The 16,891-nt window shown below is 64.3% G+C and carries 18 protein-coding genes; 6 read left to right on the forward strand and 12 right to left on the reverse strand.

Features of this window, described 5'->3' with window-relative positions; genetic code table 11:
* The first annotated feature begins 23 nt into the window (after positions 1-23).
* The 5 genes from M2427_RS05915 (at position 24) to M2427_RS05935 (ending at position 4,826) form a co-directional block, all read left to right on the forward strand.
* Positions 24-233, forward strand: a complete 210-nt coding sequence (locus tag M2427_RS05915; RefSeq protein ID WP_280705270.1) for a ferredoxin — start codon at positions 24-26, stop codon at positions 231-233.
* Between the two features lie 87 nt (positions 234-320).
* Positions 321-1,544: a cytochrome P450 gene (locus M2427_RS05920; RefSeq protein WP_280705271.1), complete on the forward strand. Its 1,224-nt coding sequence runs from the start codon at positions 321-323 to the stop codon at positions 1,542-1,544.
* Positions 1,545-1,576: 32 nt separating this feature from the next.
* On the forward strand, positions 1,577-2,899 hold the full coding sequence (locus M2427_RS05925; protein ID WP_280705272.1) for an MFS transporter: 1,323 nt from the start codon (positions 1,577-1,579) through the stop codon (positions 2,897-2,899).
* 18 nt (positions 2,900-2,917) lie between these two features.
* On the forward strand, positions 2,918-3,577 hold the full coding sequence (locus tag M2427_RS05930; RefSeq protein ID WP_280705273.1) for a sulfite oxidase-like oxidoreductase: 660 nt from the start codon (positions 2,918-2,920) through the stop codon (positions 3,575-3,577).
* A gap of 25 nt (positions 3,578-3,602) precedes the next feature.
* Complete coding sequence (locus tag M2427_RS05935; RefSeq protein ID WP_280705274.1) at positions 3,603-4,826, forward strand: bifunctional alpha/beta hydrolase/OsmC family protein; 1,224 nt, start codon at positions 3,603-3,605, stop codon at positions 4,824-4,826.
* Between the two features lie 4 nt (positions 4,827-4,830).
* Here M2427_RS05935 and M2427_RS05940 read toward each other — a convergent pair whose 3' ends face one another.
* A complete protein-coding gene (locus M2427_RS05940) occupies positions 4,831-6,261 on the reverse strand; it encodes a PLP-dependent aminotransferase family protein (protein WP_280705599.1) in 1,431 nt (476 codons plus the stop codon).
* Positions 6,262-6,361: 100 nt separating this feature from the next.
* Here M2427_RS05940 and M2427_RS05945 point away from each other — a divergent pair, with 100 nt between their 5' ends.
* Positions 6,362-7,279, forward strand: a complete 918-nt coding sequence (locus M2427_RS05945) for a DMT family transporter (RefSeq protein WP_280705275.1) — start codon at positions 6,362-6,364, stop codon at positions 7,277-7,279.
* Here the strand turns inward: M2427_RS05945 and M2427_RS05950 are convergent.
* The 11 genes from M2427_RS05950 to M2427_RS06000 all read right to left on the reverse strand — a co-directional run bounded on the left by M2427_RS05950 (position 7,258) and on the right by M2427_RS06000 (position 16,745).
* Positions 7,258-8,313 carry a YeeE/YedE family protein gene (locus tag M2427_RS05950; protein ID WP_280705276.1) on the reverse strand — a complete coding sequence of 352 codons (1,056 nt, stop codon included), beginning with the start codon at positions 8,311-8,313 and terminating at the stop codon, positions 7,258-7,260. The genes M2427_RS05945 and M2427_RS05950 overlap by 22 nt on opposite strands.
* A 2-nt stretch (positions 8,314-8,315) precedes the next feature.
* The gene (locus tag M2427_RS05955; protein WP_280705277.1) at positions 8,316-9,320 is read right to left on the reverse strand and encodes a zinc-binding alcohol dehydrogenase family protein; all 1,005 of its coding nucleotides are present in this window, start codon (positions 9,318-9,320) and stop codon (positions 8,316-8,318) included.
* Positions 9,321-9,397: 77 nt separating this feature from the next.
* Complete coding sequence (paaK, locus tag M2427_RS05960; protein ID WP_280705278.1) at positions 9,398-10,729, reverse strand: phenylacetate--CoA ligase PaaK; 1,332 nt, start codon at positions 10,727-10,729, stop codon at positions 9,398-9,400.
* 35 nt (positions 10,730-10,764) lie between these two features.
* The gene (gene paaI, locus M2427_RS05965; RefSeq protein ID WP_280705279.1) at positions 10,765-11,205 is read right to left on the reverse strand and encodes a hydroxyphenylacetyl-CoA thioesterase PaaI; all 441 of its coding nucleotides are present in this window, start codon (positions 11,203-11,205) and stop codon (positions 10,765-10,767) included.
* Positions 11,206-11,260: 55 nt separating this feature from the next.
* Positions 11,261-12,343, reverse strand: coding sequence for a 1,2-phenylacetyl-CoA epoxidase subunit PaaE (gene paaE / locus M2427_RS05970; protein ID WP_280705280.1), 1,083 nt, complete (start codon positions 12,341-12,343; stop codon positions 11,261-11,263).
* A gap of 2 nt (positions 12,344-12,345) precedes the next feature.
* Complete coding sequence (gene paaD, locus M2427_RS05975; protein WP_280705281.1) at positions 12,346-12,849, reverse strand: 1,2-phenylacetyl-CoA epoxidase subunit PaaD; 504 nt, start codon at positions 12,847-12,849, stop codon at positions 12,346-12,348.
* Positions 12,843-13,619: a 1,2-phenylacetyl-CoA epoxidase subunit PaaC gene (paaC, locus tag M2427_RS05980; RefSeq protein ID WP_280705282.1), complete on the reverse strand. Its 777-nt coding sequence runs from the start codon at positions 13,617-13,619 to the stop codon at positions 12,843-12,845. Before paaC ends, paaD begins: the two co-directional genes overlap by 7 nt.
* A gap of 13 nt (positions 13,620-13,632) precedes the next feature.
* The gene (gene paaB / locus M2427_RS05985; protein WP_008136594.1) at positions 13,633-13,920 is read right to left on the reverse strand and encodes a 1,2-phenylacetyl-CoA epoxidase subunit PaaB; all 288 of its coding nucleotides are present in this window, start codon (positions 13,918-13,920) and stop codon (positions 13,633-13,635) included.
* A gap of 10 nt (positions 13,921-13,930) precedes the next feature.
* Positions 13,931-14,923: a 1,2-phenylacetyl-CoA epoxidase subunit PaaA gene (gene paaA / locus M2427_RS05990; RefSeq protein ID WP_280705283.1), complete on the reverse strand. Its 993-nt coding sequence runs from the start codon at positions 14,921-14,923 to the stop codon at positions 13,931-13,933.
* A gap of 77 nt (positions 14,924-15,000) precedes the next feature.
* A complete protein-coding gene (gene paaX / locus M2427_RS05995) occupies positions 15,001-15,867 on the reverse strand; it encodes a phenylacetic acid degradation operon negative regulatory protein PaaX (protein ID WP_280705284.1) in 867 nt (288 codons plus the stop codon).
* A gap of 107 nt (positions 15,868-15,974) precedes the next feature.
* Positions 15,975-16,745: an alpha/beta hydrolase gene (locus M2427_RS06000; protein ID WP_280705285.1), complete on the reverse strand. Its 771-nt coding sequence runs from the start codon at positions 16,743-16,745 to the stop codon at positions 15,975-15,977.
* Positions 16,746-16,891: the final 146 nt, after the last annotated feature.

A 16,891-nucleotide genomic window follows, 5' to 3' on the forward strand; every position in this document is an offset into this window, starting at 1 on the left:
CGCATACGACCGAGGGAGCCGCAATGGCCAAACGACTGAGAGTTCACGTCGATCCCGACAAGTGCCAGGGACACGCACGCTGCAAGGCGCTGGCCCCGGAGCTGTTCGAGCTCGACGAATACGGCAATGCCCACGAGGCCGGAGACGGCACGGTTCCGTCGGGACTCGAAGACAAGGCCTGGCTTGCCAAATCCAATTGCCCGGAAATCGCGATCGATGTGATCGAAGAGTAGCGCGGCCCTGCCCGCGCAGCGCCTTGCGTGCCTTCAGCGAACACGAGCCCCAAGGAAATTCAAGGGATATTCGAGGGATTTTTTGCCATGTCCGACGTCAGCCAGCCCGCCGCCGCTCATCCGCCCGTGATCGACTGGGTCAACGACTTCGACCATACCGATCCGCAATGGACTGAGGATCCCTTCCCGATCTGGGAGGAGCTGCGCGCTGCGAGCCCGGTCGTGCACACCGAGCGCTTTCTCGGCTGCTACATGCCGACGACCTATGAGGCCGTGCGCGAGATCGCCAACGACACCGAGCATTTTTCCTCGCGCCGAATCATCGTCCGCGACGTCCGGCCCGAGGTCGCCAGAAACGCGGCCCCGCCGATCACGTCCGACCCGCCCGTGCACAAGCCGGCCAAGCAATTGTTGCTGCCGCCCTTCACGCCGGATGCGATGAAGAAGCTCGAACCGCGGATGCGCGCGATCTGCAACGAGCTGATCGACGGCTTCATCGCCGACGGCAAGGTCGACGCGGCCGCGCGCTACGCCAAATACATCCCGGTTCGGGCGATCGCGCACATGCTCGGCATTCCCGAGAGCGACAGCGATCTCTTCATCAACTGGATCCACATGATCCTGGAGCTCGGCATCAAGGACGAGACCAAGCTGCTCCAGGCGGTGCAGGAGATGAGCGCCTATTTCCGGGACCATATCGAGAAGCGCAAGACGAAACCGACTGACGACCTCATCTCCTATCTGATGAATGCCAGGGACAAGGAAGGCCAGCCGCTGGAAGAGTCGCACGTGCTGGGCTCGCTGCGGCTGCTCCTGATCGCCGGCATCGACACCACCTGGAGCGCGATCGGCTCCTCGCTCTGGCATCTGGCCCGGACGCCCGCCGACCGCGAGCGCCTGATCGCCGAGCCGGGTCTGATCCCCAACGCGGTCGAGGAGCTGCTGCGGGCTTATTCGCCGGTGACGATGGCGCGCGAGGTGGTCAAGGAGACCACGATTTCGGGTTGCCCGGTCAAGGCGGGCAACATGGTGCTGCTGTCCTTCCCGGCTGCGAACCGCGATCCAAAAATGTTTCCGGACGCCGACAAGGTCGTGATCGACCGACGGGAGAACCGCCATGCCGCCTTCGGTCTCGGCATCCACCGCTGCGTCGGTTCCAATCTGGCGCGAATGGAGATGCAGGTAGCTCTCGAGGAATGGCTGAAGCGGATTCCGGACTTCCGGCTCGATCCTGCCGGGACCGTGACCTGGTCGCAGGGCACGGTGCGGGGACCCCGCCAGTTGCCATTTCTGCTGGGAAAGGCGATGTAGGCACCCAGACATGAATTTCTGGGAGGCCGGACGTGACAGAGCAGGCAATTAAACCGGCCTCCGACCATTTCGACATCGCCGACGCCGAGCGGCGAATCAAGGCGATCTTCATCGGCTCCGTCGGCAACCTCGTCGAATGGTATGACTTTTACGCGTATACGGCGTTCGCGCTGTATTTCGCGCCGGCCTTCTTCCCGGGCAACGACCCCGTGGTGCAGCAATTGAATGCCGCCGTGATCTTTGCGGCGACCTTCCTGATGCGCCCGCTGGGCGGCTGGTTCTTCGGCTACCTCGCCGACCACTACGGCCGGCGCATCTCGCTGACACTGTCGGTCGTGTTCATGTGCTTCGGCTCGCTGATCATCGCGCTGACGCCGACCTATGCCACGATCGGCTTTGCCGCGCCGGTGATCCTGGCGCTCGCTCGCGTCATCGAGGGCCTGAGCTTGGGTGGCGAATATGGTGCCAGCGCCACCTACCTGAGCGAGGTCGCCGATCCCAAGCATCGCGGCTTCTACTCGAGCTTCCAGTACGTCACGCTGATCGGTGGCCAGCTGACCGCGATCATCGTGCTGCTGCTCCTGCAAAAGGTCTTCCTCACGCCCGACGAACTGAAGGCCTGGGGCTGGCGTATTCCGTTTGCGATCGGCGCGGCGCTCGCGATCTTTGCCGCGGTGATGCGGCGCAATCTGCACGAGACCGAAGCCTTCGAGGAGGCCAAGAAGGTGGTGAAGCCGACCGGTTCGATCACGAACCTGCTGAAATATCCGCGTGAGCTTCTGCTGGTGGTCGGCCTCACTGCCGGCGGCACCGCGGCGTTCTACACCTTCACCACCTATATGCAGACTTTCGTCAAGCTTTCGGTCGGGCTGACCGAGGACCAGACCACCTTCGTCATCTTCGGCACGCTGATCTTCGCGACCATCCTGCAGCCGATCTACGGCGCGATCTCCGACAAGATCGGCCGCAAGCCGCTTCTGATCTTCTTCGGTGTCGCCGGCACGCTCGCGACCGTGCCGCTGCTGATGACGCTGAAGGAGACCAAGTCGCCATTCGTGGCCTTCGTTCTGATCTGCTGCGCGTGGCTGTTCGTCGCCGGCTACACCTCGATCAACGCGGTGGTGAAGGCCGAGCTGTTTCCGACCAACGTCCGCGCCCTCGGCGTCGGCCTGCCCTATGCGATCACGGTCTCGATCTTCGGCGGCACCGCGCCGGCGATCGCGCTTTATTTCAAGACCATCGGGCACGAGCAGTGGTTCTACTACTATCTCGCCAGCATCATCTTCCTGTCGCTGATCATCTACTCCACCATGCGCGACACCAAGCATGAATCCGCGATGCACCGCCACCAGTAGCTCATTCGCGAGCAGCCTATGGCCGACGAAACGCCATCCGACAGCAAGCTGACCCGCACCAAGGAGAAATGGGCGCGCGAGGGCCGATTCCTCACCGGCAAGATCACGCGGCCTGAGGACCAACGGCTGCCGCCCGGACAGCATCTCACCAAGGACTGGCCGGTGCTCGATCTCGGCGTCTTGCCGCCGGTGTCGCGGGACCGCTGGCGGCTCGACGTCTACGGCGCGATCGAGAATCCCATCTTCTGGACCTACGCCGAGTTCGCCGCGCAGAAGCAGGACCAGTTCACCTCCGACATTCATTGCGTGACGACATGGTCGCGCTACGACAATCACTGGGAAGGGCTCGCGACGCGCGAGCTGCTCGCGGCCTGCCAGCCGCGCGACGATGCCCACTTCGTCGTGCTGCATTCCTATGACGGTTACACCACCAACCTCGCGCTGGAAGACTTTGCCGCCGAGGACGCGCTGCTCGCCCATAGCTGGTCGGGTCAGCCGCTGAGCGAAGAGCACGGCGGCCCGGTGCGGCTGGTCGTGCCGCATCTGTACTTCTGGAAGAGCGCTAAGTGGCTGCAGGCCATCGAATTCCTGACAGAGGATGCACCGGGCTTCTGGGAAGTCCGTGGTTATCATAACCGCGGCGATCCCTGGGCCGAACAGCGCTATTCTGGCGATTAGCGTCAAACAAGAACGGAGCAAGCCAATGCCGACTGAACGCTTTCAATTCACCGGCGAAGGCGGCCATCAGCTTGCCGCCGCGCTGGAACTGCCTGACGGCGAGCCCTTGGCCTACGCGCTGTTCGCGCACTGCTTCACTTGCGGCAAGGACACGCTGGCAGCCAAGCGCATCTCGGTCGCGCTCGCGACCAAAGGCATTGCGGTGCTGCGCTTCGACTTCACCGGCCTCGGGTCGAGCGAAGGCGAGTTTGCGAACTCGACATTCTCATCGAACGTCGCCGATCTTGTGCACGCGGCAGACCATCTGCGCTCGACCCGCAAGGCGCCCTCGATCCTGATCGGCCACAGCCTGGGCGGCGCCGCGATCCTGGCAGCAGCCGGCAAGATTGCGGAGGCGAAAGCCGTCGTCACGATCGCAGCGCCATCCGATCCGGCTCATGTCACGGGCATGTTCAGAGAACATGTGGATGCGATTCGGGCACAGGGCGAGGTTGAAGTCTCGCTCGCAGGGCGGCCGTTCCGGATCAAGCGCGAATTCCTCGACGACATCGCCGAACACGAGCTGATGACCGATATCACCGGCCTGCACAAGGCACTTCTGGTGATGCAATCGCCGGTCGACGACACCGTCGGGATCGACAACGCGACGAAAATCTTCGTTGCCGCGAAACATCCCAAGAGCTTTGTCTCGCTCGACCATGCCGATCACCTTCTGACAAAGCCGGCGGACGCGCTCTACGCGGCCGACGTGATTGCCGCCTGGGCCAGCCGGTACATCGACACGGCCAAGTCCGCGAAGGCCCCGGACATCGCGGAGGAACCGCGCAGGGTCGTGGTGCAGGAGACCCGCAAGAGCAAGTTCAACCAGATCATCACGGTCGGGCCGCATCATCTGGTGGCCGACGAGCCGGTCGCCGCAGGCGGCGAGGATGCCGGGCCCGGCCCCTATGATTTCCTGCTCGCCGGTCTCGGCGCCTGCACGTCCATGACCATGCGCCTCTACGCCGACCGCAAATCGCTGCCGCTCGACCGCGTCACCGTCACGCTGAAGCATTCCAAAATCTACGCCAAGGACTGCGCGGAGTGCGAGACGCGCGACGGTATGCTCGACCAGATCGAACGCGATATCGCAATGGACGGCGCGCTCGATGCCGAGCAGCGCAGGAAGCTGATGGAGATCGCCGACAAGTGCCCGGTGCACCGGACGCTGACCTCGGAGATCCGCATCGTGACACGCGCCGTGAACTAGCGCGCTAGAAGCACGAGGCCATCGTTCGTATCGCCGCGCTGATCTCGCTCTCGCGCCAGGCGGCAAAGCCGAGCAGAAGGCCATGATCGCGTGGCTTCGCCAACGCCAGACTCGACAACGCTCGCGTTTCGACACCTGCCTCGACCAGCCGCTTCACCGCCGCCTGATCGGAGCGCCCTCGTTTCAGGCGCGCAACAAGCTGGATACCGCCCGAGGGCACCTCAACCGCGAGCACCTCGCCGAGATGGCGTTCCAGTCCATCCACGAGATGATCGCGCCGCGCATGGTAGAGCCGGCGCATCCGCCGCAGATGTGCGAGGAAATGTCCGTCGGCGATGAACTCGGCAAGCGCCTCCTGAATGTGGCTGGACGCGATCAGGCCGATGTGCCGCTGCGCGATCTCGAACGTGCCGACGAGCGCCGGTGGCACGACGAGATAGCCAAGCCGGATATCCGACGTCATCGCCTTCGAGAAGGTGCCGACATAAAACACGCGACCATGGGCGTCCAACCCCTGCAAGGCCGGCACCGGCCGGCTGTCATAGTGGAATTCGCCATCGTAATCGTCCTCGACGATCCAGGTCTTGCCGGGCCGGCTTGACCTGAGAAACTCGTTGCGGCGCGCCAGCGACATCAGCCGTCCGGTCGGGTGCTGGTGCGATGGCGTCATGAAGATGAGTTTTGGCGCGACCGTTTCCGGCATCCGTTGCATGCCCTGCTCGTCCAGTCTCATGCCGGTCACGCGCGCCCCAGACGCGCGAAAGGCGGCCGCGGCGCCGGGATAGCCGGGGTCCTCGACCCAGACCTCATCGCCCGGCGTGATGAGCACAGCCGCGATCAAGGTCAGCGCGGCCTGCGCACTCGGCAGGATCAGGATCTGGTCTGCGGTCGCACGAACGCCTCTGCTGGTCGCCAGATAATGCGCCAGCGCCTCGCGCAGGCGCGTACGGTTGACCGGGCCAAGCTCGCGCCTGGCGGCGCGCACGGCACTGCGGCGCAGACAGCGCGCCCAGATCTCGTTCGGAAACTCGCGTGCATCTCCATGCCCAGGCCGCAACGGCTTGAGCGGCGCCTGATAGGACATCGGCCAGTCGGTCTGCTTCAACCTGGAAGCCCAAGGCGAGAACCGAGGCTTGGCAGAGCGGACCCTCGAAGCAGCGGCGCCCGCCCCGTCGGCACGCTCGTTGCCGTCGACCGTCACCACGGGACGGCGGCCGTGCGAGGCCTCGAGATATCCCTCGGCTGCGAGTTGCTCGAACGCGTAGGTGACAGTGTTGCGCGAGACACCGAGATCGTCAGCAAGCTGACGGCTCGACGGCAGCGCACGGCCTTTGGCGAGGCGGCCAGCCGCAATCAGGGCACGGAGCTGGCTCGTGAGTTGTGCCGCCAGCCCCGTATCGTCAGCCCGCTTCAGGTCGATCAGGGCAGAAATCATTGCCTCGGAAACTGGCACCTTGATCTTCTCCAATCTGGCACTTTTTTGGGTACCAGACTGGATGCTATCCACGGGATCGGACTGCTTCAAGGACCTTGCGATGAACTCCTCCCTCTCGCCCCGCACGGCCATCGGCCTGTTCCTCATCGTCGTGCTGGCCTGGGGCGTGAACTGGTCGATGACCAAGCAGCTGGTGCAATTCCTCCCACCGCTATGGACCTCGGCGATCCGGAGCTGGATCGCGCTGGCGGGATTGTTCGTGATCCTTGGACTGAGCAACAATCTGGTGATCCCGGAACGGCGCGACGTTCCGGTGGTGCTCAGCGTGGCGCTGCTGCACATGACGATATTCTCTGTTCTGGTCGCGGCCGGCGTGCGCTTTCTGCCCGCGAGCAAGGCCATCGTGCTCGGCTATACCACGCCGCTCTGGGTCGCGATCGCAGCACCTCTGCTCGGGAAAGACACGTTGACCGCGCCAAAAGTTGCCGGCGCCCTGCTCGGCCTGATCGGCCTTGCCGTGATTCTGAATCCCACATCGATCGATTGGACCAACACAAACGTGCTCGTCGGCGCCGGCATGGTCATCCTGGCCGCGATCTCCTGGGCCGCGAATATCATCTATATCCGCGCGCACCGCTGGATCGCCTCGCCGTTGCAGCTTCTGATCTGGCAGGTGCTCGTGGCAACAATCATCCTGACTGTCTCGGCGCTGGTCACGGATGGCCTGCCGCACGCGGAATGGTCGTGGAAGCTTGTGCTGCTGTTCCTGTATTCCGGCTTGATCGGGACCGCACTCGCCTATTGGGCGATGTCAATGGTGAACAAAAGCATCTCGGCGCTGACCACGGCGCTCGGCACCACCGGGACACCGCTCGTCGGCATCGCCAGTGCGGCGATCCTGCTGGGCGAGCCGATCGACATCAGCCTTGTCATTGCAGCCGCGCTGATCGTGTCCGGCATCGGCCTGGCGACGCTGGGCGACCGGCTGCTGCGCCGTCAGGCCACCGCGAGCGGCTGAACGCGGAGGGCACCGCGCAGGCCGGCCGTCGCGCCGAGCAGGATGCCGGCGACCGCGATGAACGAGCCTAGCGCGAGCGTCGAGATGCCCGTGAGCCCCTGCCCGATCGAGCAGCCGAACGCCATCACACCGCCGATCCCCATCAGCGCGGCACCGCCGGCCGATCGCAGCATGTGGCGTGGCGAAGAATAGCCCTCGAGCTTGAAGCGACCGGTAACGAGCGAGGTCACCAGACTGCCGGCGAAGACCCCGCCAACGGTCGCAATGCCGAAGTTGAGCGTCAGACCGGTCGAGAGCATCGCGTATTGCAGGCTGTCTGCGATCGGCGCGATGAAGGTGAGCGAAGTGACCGGCACCGGATTGAAATCGTCGGCGCCGAGATAGCCGGTGACGTACCAGCCACCGGCGACGAGCAGACCGACGATGGCGCCCGCCGCGATCTGGCCCGGCGAGCGACGGAACGCCGGCTGGGCGAAGGCAAACAGGATCAACGCAACGACGACCACGACGACGGCCAGCGCGCACGAAACAGCCTCAGTCGGACCAAGCATCGCCAGCACCGACGGCAGAGAATTCGCAGCGACAGTCGTTTGCGACGCCTGAACCAACGCAATGCGCGCCGGTGCGATCAGGCCCTTGAGCGCCATCTGCGCGGCAATTGCGAGCACGATCACGACGACGAAGGAGCGGAGATTGCCGCGCCCAAGCAGCACCAGCGCGCGCGAGCCGCAGCCGTTCGACAGCACCATCCCGTAGCCGAACAGCAAGCCGCCGAGGAACAGTACCGGCACCGAAAAGGTCTGCTGCAGGTAGATCGACTTGCCGAGATCGACCATGCCCTTGCCGGCGAGAAACTGGCTCGCCGCAATCGCGACCGCGATCGCCAGTGCATAAGATCGCACCAGCCGCCCGTCTCCCTCCGCCAGCCATCCGCGCATGCTGCTCAGCAGGCAGAAGCCGCTGAGCAGACCGACGGCGCCGTAGACGAGGCCGATGACGAGACCGGCGAGGACGACGAGTTGGGTGGATTCCATGACTACGGCTTCAGGATCACGCGATCGCGTGATGAGCCGGCGACCGCGACGTAGGCGTCCTTGGCGCGCTCCAGCGGATAGACGGCGCTCGCCTTGATCGGGAACGGCTTGAGGTGGCCGCTCGCAAATCCCGGGCTGAGATCGCGCAACACCGCGCCCGTTGCGATCGACGACAGGCCGAGCGTATCGATGCCGACATAAGTGTGCTGGCCCCGATAAAATTCGAGGATGTTGAACTGCACGATGCGGTCGATCGCGGCGATCAGGATCTGGCGACCGCGAAGCGCCAGCGACTTGTGCGCCGCCTGGAAATAGGGATCGCCGACCGTGTTGAAGACGACGTCGGCCCCCTTGCCACCGGTCAGTTCACGCACGCGCGCAGCGACGTCGACAGCAGACGCGTCGATCACCTCGATGGGCGCGTTGCTGTGGCCTTCATAGGCTTCCGCCTTGCGCACGACGCCGACGACGTGCGCGCCCTGCCAGGTTGCGATCTGCACCGCGGCCTGCCCAACCTTGCCGTTGACGCCGAACACCAGCACGGTCTCACCGGCCTTGGGAATGCCAGCGCGACGAAAGCCTTCCATTGCGGTAACAAACGGCACGCCGATGCCTGCGGCCTCTTCCCAGGACAGCGACTTGGGCTTCTCGACCACCGCGTCAGCTTCGACCACGAGATGGCTCGCATGCGTGCCGTCTCGGCGGATGCCGAGATCGCCGGATGAGCCGAACACTTCGCGACCAACGGTGCCAGCCGGGCCGTCGATCACGACGCCAGCGTAGTCACGGCCCGGCGTGCGCGGGAACACGGCATAGGGCATCAGCCCCGTCGCGGCCTTGACGTCCGACGGGTTGACGGCCGCGGCTTTCACTTCAATCAGCAGATCGTTCGGGCCACGCGTGAGGGTCTGACGCTCTACGTCAGGTGCAATCGCAGCGGCGTTCTCGGCCTTGGCATTGAGGCGCACGCAGCGCGCTTCGACGGTCTTGGTATCGGCTGGCGACATGGAAAAACCCGCGATTTCTCGCGGGCCTTGTCGCCTTTGGGGGCGGTCAAGTCAATCCGTCGGGTCAGTCCTTCAAGTCAATCCTTGGGCCGCTTGTCGTAGAGCCGCTTGGCCTTGCCCAGCGAGCGCTCCAGCGTCGCGGGCGCGACCACCTGCACCCTGGAGCTGATGCCGATCGTGTTCTTGATATGGGTCGAAATCCGGTCGGCGTGATCGACAAGGCCCCTTCCGTCCCAGCTCTCCGACCGCGCCTCGGCGATGATCGTCAGCTCGTCCATGCGGCCTTCGCGGGTGAGCTCGAGGATGAAGTGGCCCCCGCACCAGTCGGTTGCGAGCAGCACCTCCTCGATCTGGGTCGGAAACAGATTGACGCCGCGCAGGATGATCATGTCGTCCGAGCGGCCCGTCACCTTCTCCATCCGCCGCATGCCCGGCCGTGCCGTGCCCGGCAGCAGGCGCGTCAGGTCGCGGGTGCGATAGCGGATCACCGGGAAGGCTTCCTTTGTCAACGAGGTGAACACCAGCTCGCCCTTCTCGCCATCGGGGAGCACTGCGCCGGTCTCGGGGTCGATCACTTCAGGATAGAAATGGTCCTCCCAGATGTGCAGGCCGTCCTTGGTCTCGATGCATTCCTGCGCAACGCCGGGGCCGATCACCTCGGACAGGCCGTAGATGTCGGTCGCATCCATATCGAAAGCGTCCTCGATCTCGCCGCGCATCGCGTTGGTCCAGGGCTCGGCGCCGAAGATGCCGACCTTGAGCGAACACTGGCGTGGATCGAGCTTCTGCCGCTTGAACTCGTCGAGGATCGCCAGCATGTAGCTCGGCGTCACCGTGATGATATCAGGCCTGAAGTCGTTGATGAGCTGCACCTGGCGCTCGGTCATGCCACCGGAGATCGGAACCACCGTGCAGCCGAGCTTCTCGGCGCCGTAATGGACACCAAGGCCACCGGTGAAAAGACCATAGCCATAGGCATTGTGGATGATCATGCCAGTGCGACCACCGGCGGCGCGGATCGATCGCGCCATCACGTCCGACCATGTCTCGATATCGCGTTGGGTATAACCGACCACGATCGGCTTGCCCGTCGTGCCCGATGACGCATGCACGCGCACCAGTTTTTCGCGCGGCACGGCGAACATGTTGAAGGGATAATTGTCGCGAAGGTCCGTCTTCACCGTGAACGGAAATTTCGCGAGATCAGAGAGTTCACGAAAATCGGACGGATGCACGCCAGCCTTGTCGAAGGCCTTGCGATAATGTGCGACGTTGTCGTAGGCGTGCTGCAGCGACCAGGCCAGCCGCTGCCTCTGCAGCGCCATGATCTCGTCGCGCGACGCACGCTCATGCGCATCCATCTCGGCCTCATAAACGTGGCCGCCTTCCTTCAGCTTCGTCGAAGCCATTCTCGTTTCCCCACATTGATCTGTTCTTCTGCTTGTTATTCTTGCGCCGGCAGCCACGTGCCGGGAATGACACGCGAATGCCCGCGGAATTCAGCGATGACGGTGTCGCCTGCGGTGACGCGCACATCATAGATGCCGGAGCGGCCACCGCGGGTCACCTCACGCGCCTTCGCAACAAGGCGATCGCCGAGCTTGCCCGGCTTGATGAAGGTAATCTGGCCTTGAGCTGCCACGACACGGTCGTTGTGCGAGTTGCAGGCAAAGGCGAAGGCGGAATCGGCGAGCGTGAAGATGAAGCCGCCATGGGCGATGCGCTGGCCATTGACCATGTCCGGCCGCACCATCATTGCGAGCGTCGCAAAACCCGGGCCGACCTCGACGATCTCCATGCCGAGCCCCTTGGAGGCATCGTCCTCCGCCCACATCGCGTCGGCGCAGGCGCGGGCAACATCCTGAGGGGCGGCTTTGACGTTCACGCACTTCTCCCGGCCAAATGCTCGCCCATGATGTTCTGCTGGTTGGCCGATACTGTCAAACGTGGTCGTAGTCGACCACGACCCGCTCGGACGAAGGCTTGGCCTGACAGGTCAGAACAAAGCCGGCCTTCAGCTCCCAGGGTTCCAGCGAATAGTTGAGGTCCATCGGCGCCTCGCCCTCGACCAGCTTGGCGCGGCAGGTCGAGCACATGCCGCCCTTGCAGGCGAAGGGAAGATCGACTCCGGCGCGCAGCGCGGCATCGAGGATGGCTTCGTCCTCGGCGACCGGTACGTCACGGCGCTTGCCGTCGATGATCAGGGAGGCGACCGCCTTCGGTGGCGCATCGGGAGCCACGACCTTCTTTGCGCGCGGCTTGCCGCCGAATTCGGAGACAAAGCGCTCGACATGAATGCGCTCCTCCGCGATCCCGAGACCTCGGCAAGTCGCCTCGACGTCCTCGCTCATGCCTGATGGCCCGCAGATGAAAACATGGTCGACGCTTTCGGCGGGCACCAGCGAGCGCAGCAGCACCCTCACCTTCTCGCCGTCGAGCCGGCCGTGCAGGATCGGGATGTCCTGCTCCTCGCCGGAGATGACGTGGAAGATCGAAAGACGATCGATGAAGCGGTCCTTCAACTCCTCAAGCGCCTCGAGGAACATGATGTTGTCGGTGGCGCGGTTGCCGTAGAAGAGGAAGAAACGGCTGTCCGGCTCGCGCGCCAGCACGCCCTTGACGATCGACAGGATCGGCGTGATGCCGGATCCTGCGGCAAAGCCGACATGGATGCGTCCGGCTTCAGCAGGCGGAACGACGCCAAAGCGCCCCGTCGGCGTCATCACGTCGAGCTCGTCGCCGTGCTTCAGTTCGTCCGCCGCCCAGCTCGAGAACGCGCCGCCATCGACCTTTTTCACGGCGATGCGGATCTCTCCGTCGTCAGGGCCGGAGCAGATCGAATAGGAGCGGCGCACTTCCTCGCCGTCGAGCGTGGTGCGCAGCGTGAGATACTGACCAGGGCTGAACGCATAATCGTCGGCCAGTTCGCGCGGGATGGCAAAGGTCATCGAAACGGCGTCGGAGGCCTCGCGGCGGAGATCGTTGACGGCCAAGCGGTGGAAGCGCGGTGCGGCTGCTGACATGGTCAATGACACTTGAAGTAATCGAAGGGTTCGCGGCAGGTCTTGCAGCGCCAGAGCGCCTTGCAGGAGGTCGAGCCGAACTCGGACAACAGCTCGGTCTTGTCAGAACCGCATTGCGGGCATGCCACAGCCTGCTCGCCGAACAACGCGCGACGCGAGTGTGAGGCTTGCGGCGGCGCGATGCCGTAGGCACGCAGCTTGCGGCGCCCCTCCTCGCTCATCCAGTCGGTGGTCCAGGCGGGCGACAGCACAGTGCGGATTTTCGGCTTAAGGAAACCGGCGCGCTCCAGCGCGATCTCGATTTCGAGGGCGATCATGTTCATGGCCGGGCACCCCGAATAGGTCGGGGTGATCGCGACCTCGACCTGCTCGCCCTTGAGCGTGACATCGCGCAGCACGCCGAGATCGGCGATGGTCAGCACCGGAATCTCGGGATCGACCACACTCGCCGCGGCGTCCCAGGCGCGCTGACGCAGTTCGCTGTCGCGCTCCAGCACCGTCACCATGTCTGCCCCGGGAAAGTGCGCTGCATCGACTGCAGCTCGGACAGGAGATGGCCGAGATGCTCGCTGTGGCGGCCGCAACGGCCGCCCTGCTGCATCCAGTCGCTTTGCGGGAGCGTGAGCGTTGCTTCATCGACGACGTCGGAAAGCGTCGTCAGCCAGCGGCCGCGCAAGGTGCCGGGATCGATGGCAATGCCGGCATGGATCAGGGCGCGTTCGCCTTCATCGACAGAGAACATCTCCCCCGTGAAGGCCCAGAGATGATCAATCGCGCCTTGTGCGCGCGCATGGCTCTCGTCCGTGCCATCGCCGAGCCGGATGATCCATTCCGAGGCATGCCGGAGATGATACGCGCTTTCCTTCTCGGACTTCGCAGCAATGGCTGCGAGCGTCGGATCGCTTGAGGCCATCATGGCGCGCCAGTAGAGGTCGGCGAAAGCGGAATAGAAGAATTGCCGCACCAGCGTCTGGGCGAAATCGCCGTTCGGCTGCTCGACCAGCAGCAGGTTGCCGTATTGCCTGACATCGCGCAGGTACGCGAGCTTGTCCTCGTCGTTGTCCTTGGCTTCGACCTTGGCGGCGTAGCTGTAGAGCTCGCGTGCCTGGCCGATCAGGTCGAGCGCAATGTTCGAGAGCGCCATGTCCTCTTCCAGCATCGGCGCGTGCCCGCACCATTCCGACAGTCGGTGACCGAGGATCAGCGCATCATCGGCGCGGCGCAGCGCGTAGAGCACCAGCGGCGTCTCGAAGACCTGGATGTTGGCGCAAGACATCACATCAACCCCATCACATGTGCCCCACTTCTTCCGGCACCTCATAGAAGGTCGGGTGCCGGTAGATCTTCGATTCCGCCGGCTCGAACATCATGCCCTTCTCGGCGGGATCGCTTGCAGTGATCGCAGTCGACGGCACCACCCAGATCGACAGACCCTCGCCACGGCGGGTGTAAATGTCACGGGCGGCTTGCAGCGCCATCGTCGCATCGCTCGCATGTAGCGAGCCGACATGCTTGTGCGCGAGCCCGTTGCGGCTGCGAATGAAGACTTCCCACAGCGGCGTATTCGGCGTGGCCATATCGATCTCCCTATTCGGCGGCTTGCGCGGTCTGGCGCTGTGCGCGCTTGGCGGCATAGGCGGCGGCCGCCTCGCGCACCCAAGCCCCCTCTTCGTGCGCCTTGCGGCGCGCAGCCATGCGGTCGCGATTGCACGGGCCGTTGCCGGCGAGCACCTGCTTGAACTCGGTCCAATCGATCTCGCTGTAGCGCCAGTGGCCTTCCGCGTCCTGGGTCATGCCGGGATCGGGAATGGTGAGGCCGAGATATTGCGCCTGCGGCACGGTGGCATCGACGAACTTCTGGCGCAGCTCGTCATTGGAGAAACGCTTGATCTTCCACTTGGTCGAGGTGTCGCTGTGCTGGCTGGTCGCATCCGGCGGGCCGAACATCATCAGCGCCGGCCACCACCATCTATTCAGCGCGTCCTGCGCCATCGCCTTCTGCTCGTCCGAGCCGCGGCACAGCGTCAGCATGATCTCGTAGCCCTGGCGCTGATGGAACGACTCTTCCTTGCAGACGCGGATCATTGCGCGCGCATAGGGGCCATAGGAGCAGCGACACAGCGGGATCTGGTTCATGATGGCGGCGCCATCGACCAGCCAGCCGATGGTACCGATGTCGGCCCAGGTCAGCGTCGGATAGTTGAAGATCGAGGAATACTTTGCTTTCCCCGCGAGCATGGCGTCGACCAGCTCTTCGCGGGAGGCGCCAAGCGTCTCGGCCGCAGCGTAGAGATAGAGCCCGTGACCGCACTCGTCCTGCACCTTGGCGAGCAGCGCGGCCTTGCGGCGCAAGGTCGGCGCGCGCGTGATCCAGTTGCCTTCGGGCAGCATGCCGACGATTTCGGAATGGGCGTGCTGGGAGATCTGGCGGGTGAGCGTCTTGCGATAGGCCGCCGGCATCCAGTCGTTCGGCTCGATGCGCTCTTCGGCATCGATGCGGGCCTGGAACTGCGCCGCCTTGGCCGCATCCTCAAGACCGCGATCGTCGGTCTCAGCCGTATTCAGCGCCTGGGTGTACATGCGCAGTCCTCCCGATTTATTGGGAGGCAATATATAACAAAAATTACGTCATGCAAGATATTTCTGTAACATATGAATCAGGCGCCAAATCTCCTCTCCAGAAGCTTCCGCGCCGGCGGCAAAGGCCCCTTTTCGTTGGTTCCATGGCTATCAAGCCATTGTTCGGATGGAGCAAGCAGCGCGCGATAGATCTCGCCGCAGAGTTCGCGGGCAGCCCTGCCCGGCCAATCCGCGGGCAACAGGCTTTCTGGCAGCAGCGGATCGCGCAGCACGACACGACGGTAGTAGTGGATCAGTAGGATACGAGCCGTGAAGGCGTCGGCCTCGGACAGATCCGTGCCGCGCGCGATCGCGGCGCGCAGCGGCTCGAATGTCTTCATGAACTTCAGATAGGCATCAGCAGTGCGCTCCAGCGGCCAGCTTGCGCTGAGCAGGCGGCGCCCGCTGTCATCCTCGGCCGAGACTTCAAGGCGGATGGCACCCGCAGCTTCCTCCGGCACGGGCACGCCTGATGGCGCGACCCACACGCCGGGCAGCGGACTGCCGAAGCCGGCATTGCGCAGCGCCTCGCGCGAGACGTCACGATCCTCGCCGTTGCCGATCAGCAGCAGCTCGAAGCGGCCAGTCCAATCCGACGGCGGCGGATCGTAGATGTGGCGCGTCGCGGCCTCGAACGTCTCGCGGCCCTTCTCGGCCAGACGATAAAAGCTGTTGCGCCCGACCTTTTCGCGCGAGAGCCAGCCGTCCGCGGCAAGCCGTGACATCGCGGTGCGCACCACGCTGCCATCGATATCGAGGCCCTCGAAGAATTCCAGCAGCGTGCCGAGCCACACCGAGCCGCCGCGCGGAACGATAGCATCGCCGAACATGGTGATGACGATGGAGCCGGTGCGCGACGGCTCGCGCTTGAGCTGTTCGATGATGCGGGAGAGCGGATGCGCCATGCGCGAGGCATAGCGCGTTTTGCGCTGGGCGAACAATGGACGAGAGCGACGGTCTTACTCTTACTCTCCCCGTTCTTACGGTCCGCAGGCGGGGAGAGGCAAAGAAACTAGCGATGCGGGTCGGGATAGACCACGCTGCGCCAGCCGCTGCGGTCGAAGGGGCGCCACTGGCCTTCCTTCTGCGCGAGGCGGTCGGCGACGGCATAGACGACGGCGGGATGGTGACCCATGCCGCAATGGCTGCTCTCCACCTCGATGCTCTCGGTCTGCGCACCCGTCTTCTCCATACAGCCCTGCCAGGCGCAGACGCCATCGGTGCGGCTGAAGATGGCGGTGGTCGGCACCGGCGGCGCCACGGCGAGCTCGCCGCCGAACTCCGGATCGACCTCGTCGGACTTCCGTCCGCTCGCCCATTCGTAGACGCGCCACGCATTGGTCGACCGGGGATCACCGGCGAAGGGGCTGCCGAGCGTGATCACCTGACGCACGCGTTCCGGCATCATCTTGGCGAGCTGGCGCGCGTAAAGGCCGCCAAGGCTCCAGCCGACCAGGCTGATCTTGCTGCCATGCTTGTCGCTGAGCTCCTTGACCAGATCGAGCATCGCATGCTGCACGCCCTCGCGCAGGCCGTAGTTGCGGCCCTGGCGCCAGCCGCTCGCTGCATAGCCCTTACTGTTCAGAAAGCTGCGCAGCGCGCGCGTGGAGACGTCGGAGGCCACGAGACCCGGCAGCACCAGCACCGGATGCCCATCGCCACGCGGCGCAAGGCTCAGCAGCGGCAGCGCGCCGAGGAATGCGCCGAACTCGTGAATCGCGCGCCCTTCCAGAAACATCAGGGTACGGGACGGCGGGCGCAGCGTCTGGGCGGTAGCGGTCATCAATGGATCCCTTGGGCAAGAATTCCTGGAAAGCCACCGGCGGCGGGGCCGGCAATGAGCATGAATTCCAATACGCCGGCTTCTCGATCGTTCCGCAGCGCAACATGAATCAGTTAGGCGGCCGGTTCCGAACATTCAAGCGGGAG

Origin of the sequence: Bradyrhizobium sp. BR13661 (genome assembly GCF_029892425.1) — a bacterium.
Lineage (GTDB): Bacteria > Pseudomonadota > Alphaproteobacteria > Rhizobiales > Xanthobacteraceae > Bradyrhizobium.

Excerpts from the sequence above, each read along its gene's own strand:
- M2427_RS05915 (WP_280705270.1), top strand. The coding sequence starts at position 24 with ATGGCCAAACGACTGAGAGTTCACGTCGATCCCGACAAGTGCCAGGGA.
- M2427_RS05920 (WP_280705271.1), top strand. The coding sequence starts at position 321 with ATGTCCGACGTCAGCCAGCCCGCCGCCGCTCATCCGCCCGTGATCGAC.
- M2427_RS05930 (WP_280705273.1), top strand. The coding sequence starts at position 2,918 with ATGGCCGACGAAACGCCATCCGACAGCAAGCTGACCCGCACCAAGGAG.
- M2427_RS05935 (WP_280705274.1), top strand. The coding sequence starts at position 3,603 with ATGCCGACTGAACGCTTTCAATTCACCGGCGAAGGCGGCCATCAGCTT.
- M2427_RS05940 (WP_280705599.1), bottom strand. The coding sequence starts at position 6,261 with ATGATTTCTGCCCTGATCGACCTGAAGCGGGCTGACGATACGGGGCTG.
- M2427_RS05945 (WP_280705275.1), top strand. The coding sequence starts at position 6,362 with ATGAACTCCTCCCTCTCGCCCCGCACGGCCATCGGCCTGTTCCTCATC.
- M2427_RS05950 (WP_280705276.1), bottom strand. The coding sequence starts at position 8,313 with ATGGAATCCACCCAACTCGTCGTCCTCGCCGGTCTCGTCATCGGCCTC.
- M2427_RS05955 (WP_280705277.1), bottom strand. The coding sequence starts at position 9,320 with ATGTCGCCAGCCGATACCAAGACCGTCGAAGCGCGCTGCGTGCGCCTC.
- paaK (WP_280705278.1), bottom strand. The coding sequence starts at position 10,729 with ATGGCTTCGACGAAGCTGAAGGAAGGCGGCCACGTTTATGAGGCCGAG.
- paaE (WP_280705280.1), bottom strand. The coding sequence starts at position 12,343 with ATGTCAGCAGCCGCACCGCGCTTCCACCGCTTGGCCGTCAACGATCTC.
- paaD (WP_280705281.1), bottom strand. The coding sequence starts at position 12,849 with ATGGTGACGGTGCTGGAGCGCGACAGCGAACTGCGTCAGCGCGCCTGG.
- paaC (WP_280705282.1), bottom strand. The coding sequence starts at position 13,619 with ATGTCTTGCGCCAACATCCAGGTCTTCGAGACGCCGCTGGTGCTCTAC.
- paaB (WP_008136594.1), bottom strand. The coding sequence starts at position 13,920 with ATGGCCACGCCGAATACGCCGCTGTGGGAAGTCTTCATTCGCAGCCGC.
- paaA (WP_280705283.1), bottom strand. The coding sequence starts at position 14,923 with ATGTACACCCAGGCGCTGAATACGGCTGAGACCGACGATCGCGGTCTT.
- paaX (WP_280705284.1), bottom strand. The coding sequence starts at position 15,867 with ATGGCGCATCCGCTCTCCCGCATCATCGAACAGCTCAAGCGCGAGCCG.
- M2427_RS06000 (WP_280705285.1), bottom strand. The coding sequence starts at position 16,745 with ATGACCGCTACCGCCCAGACGCTGCGCCCGCCGTCCCGTACCCTGATG.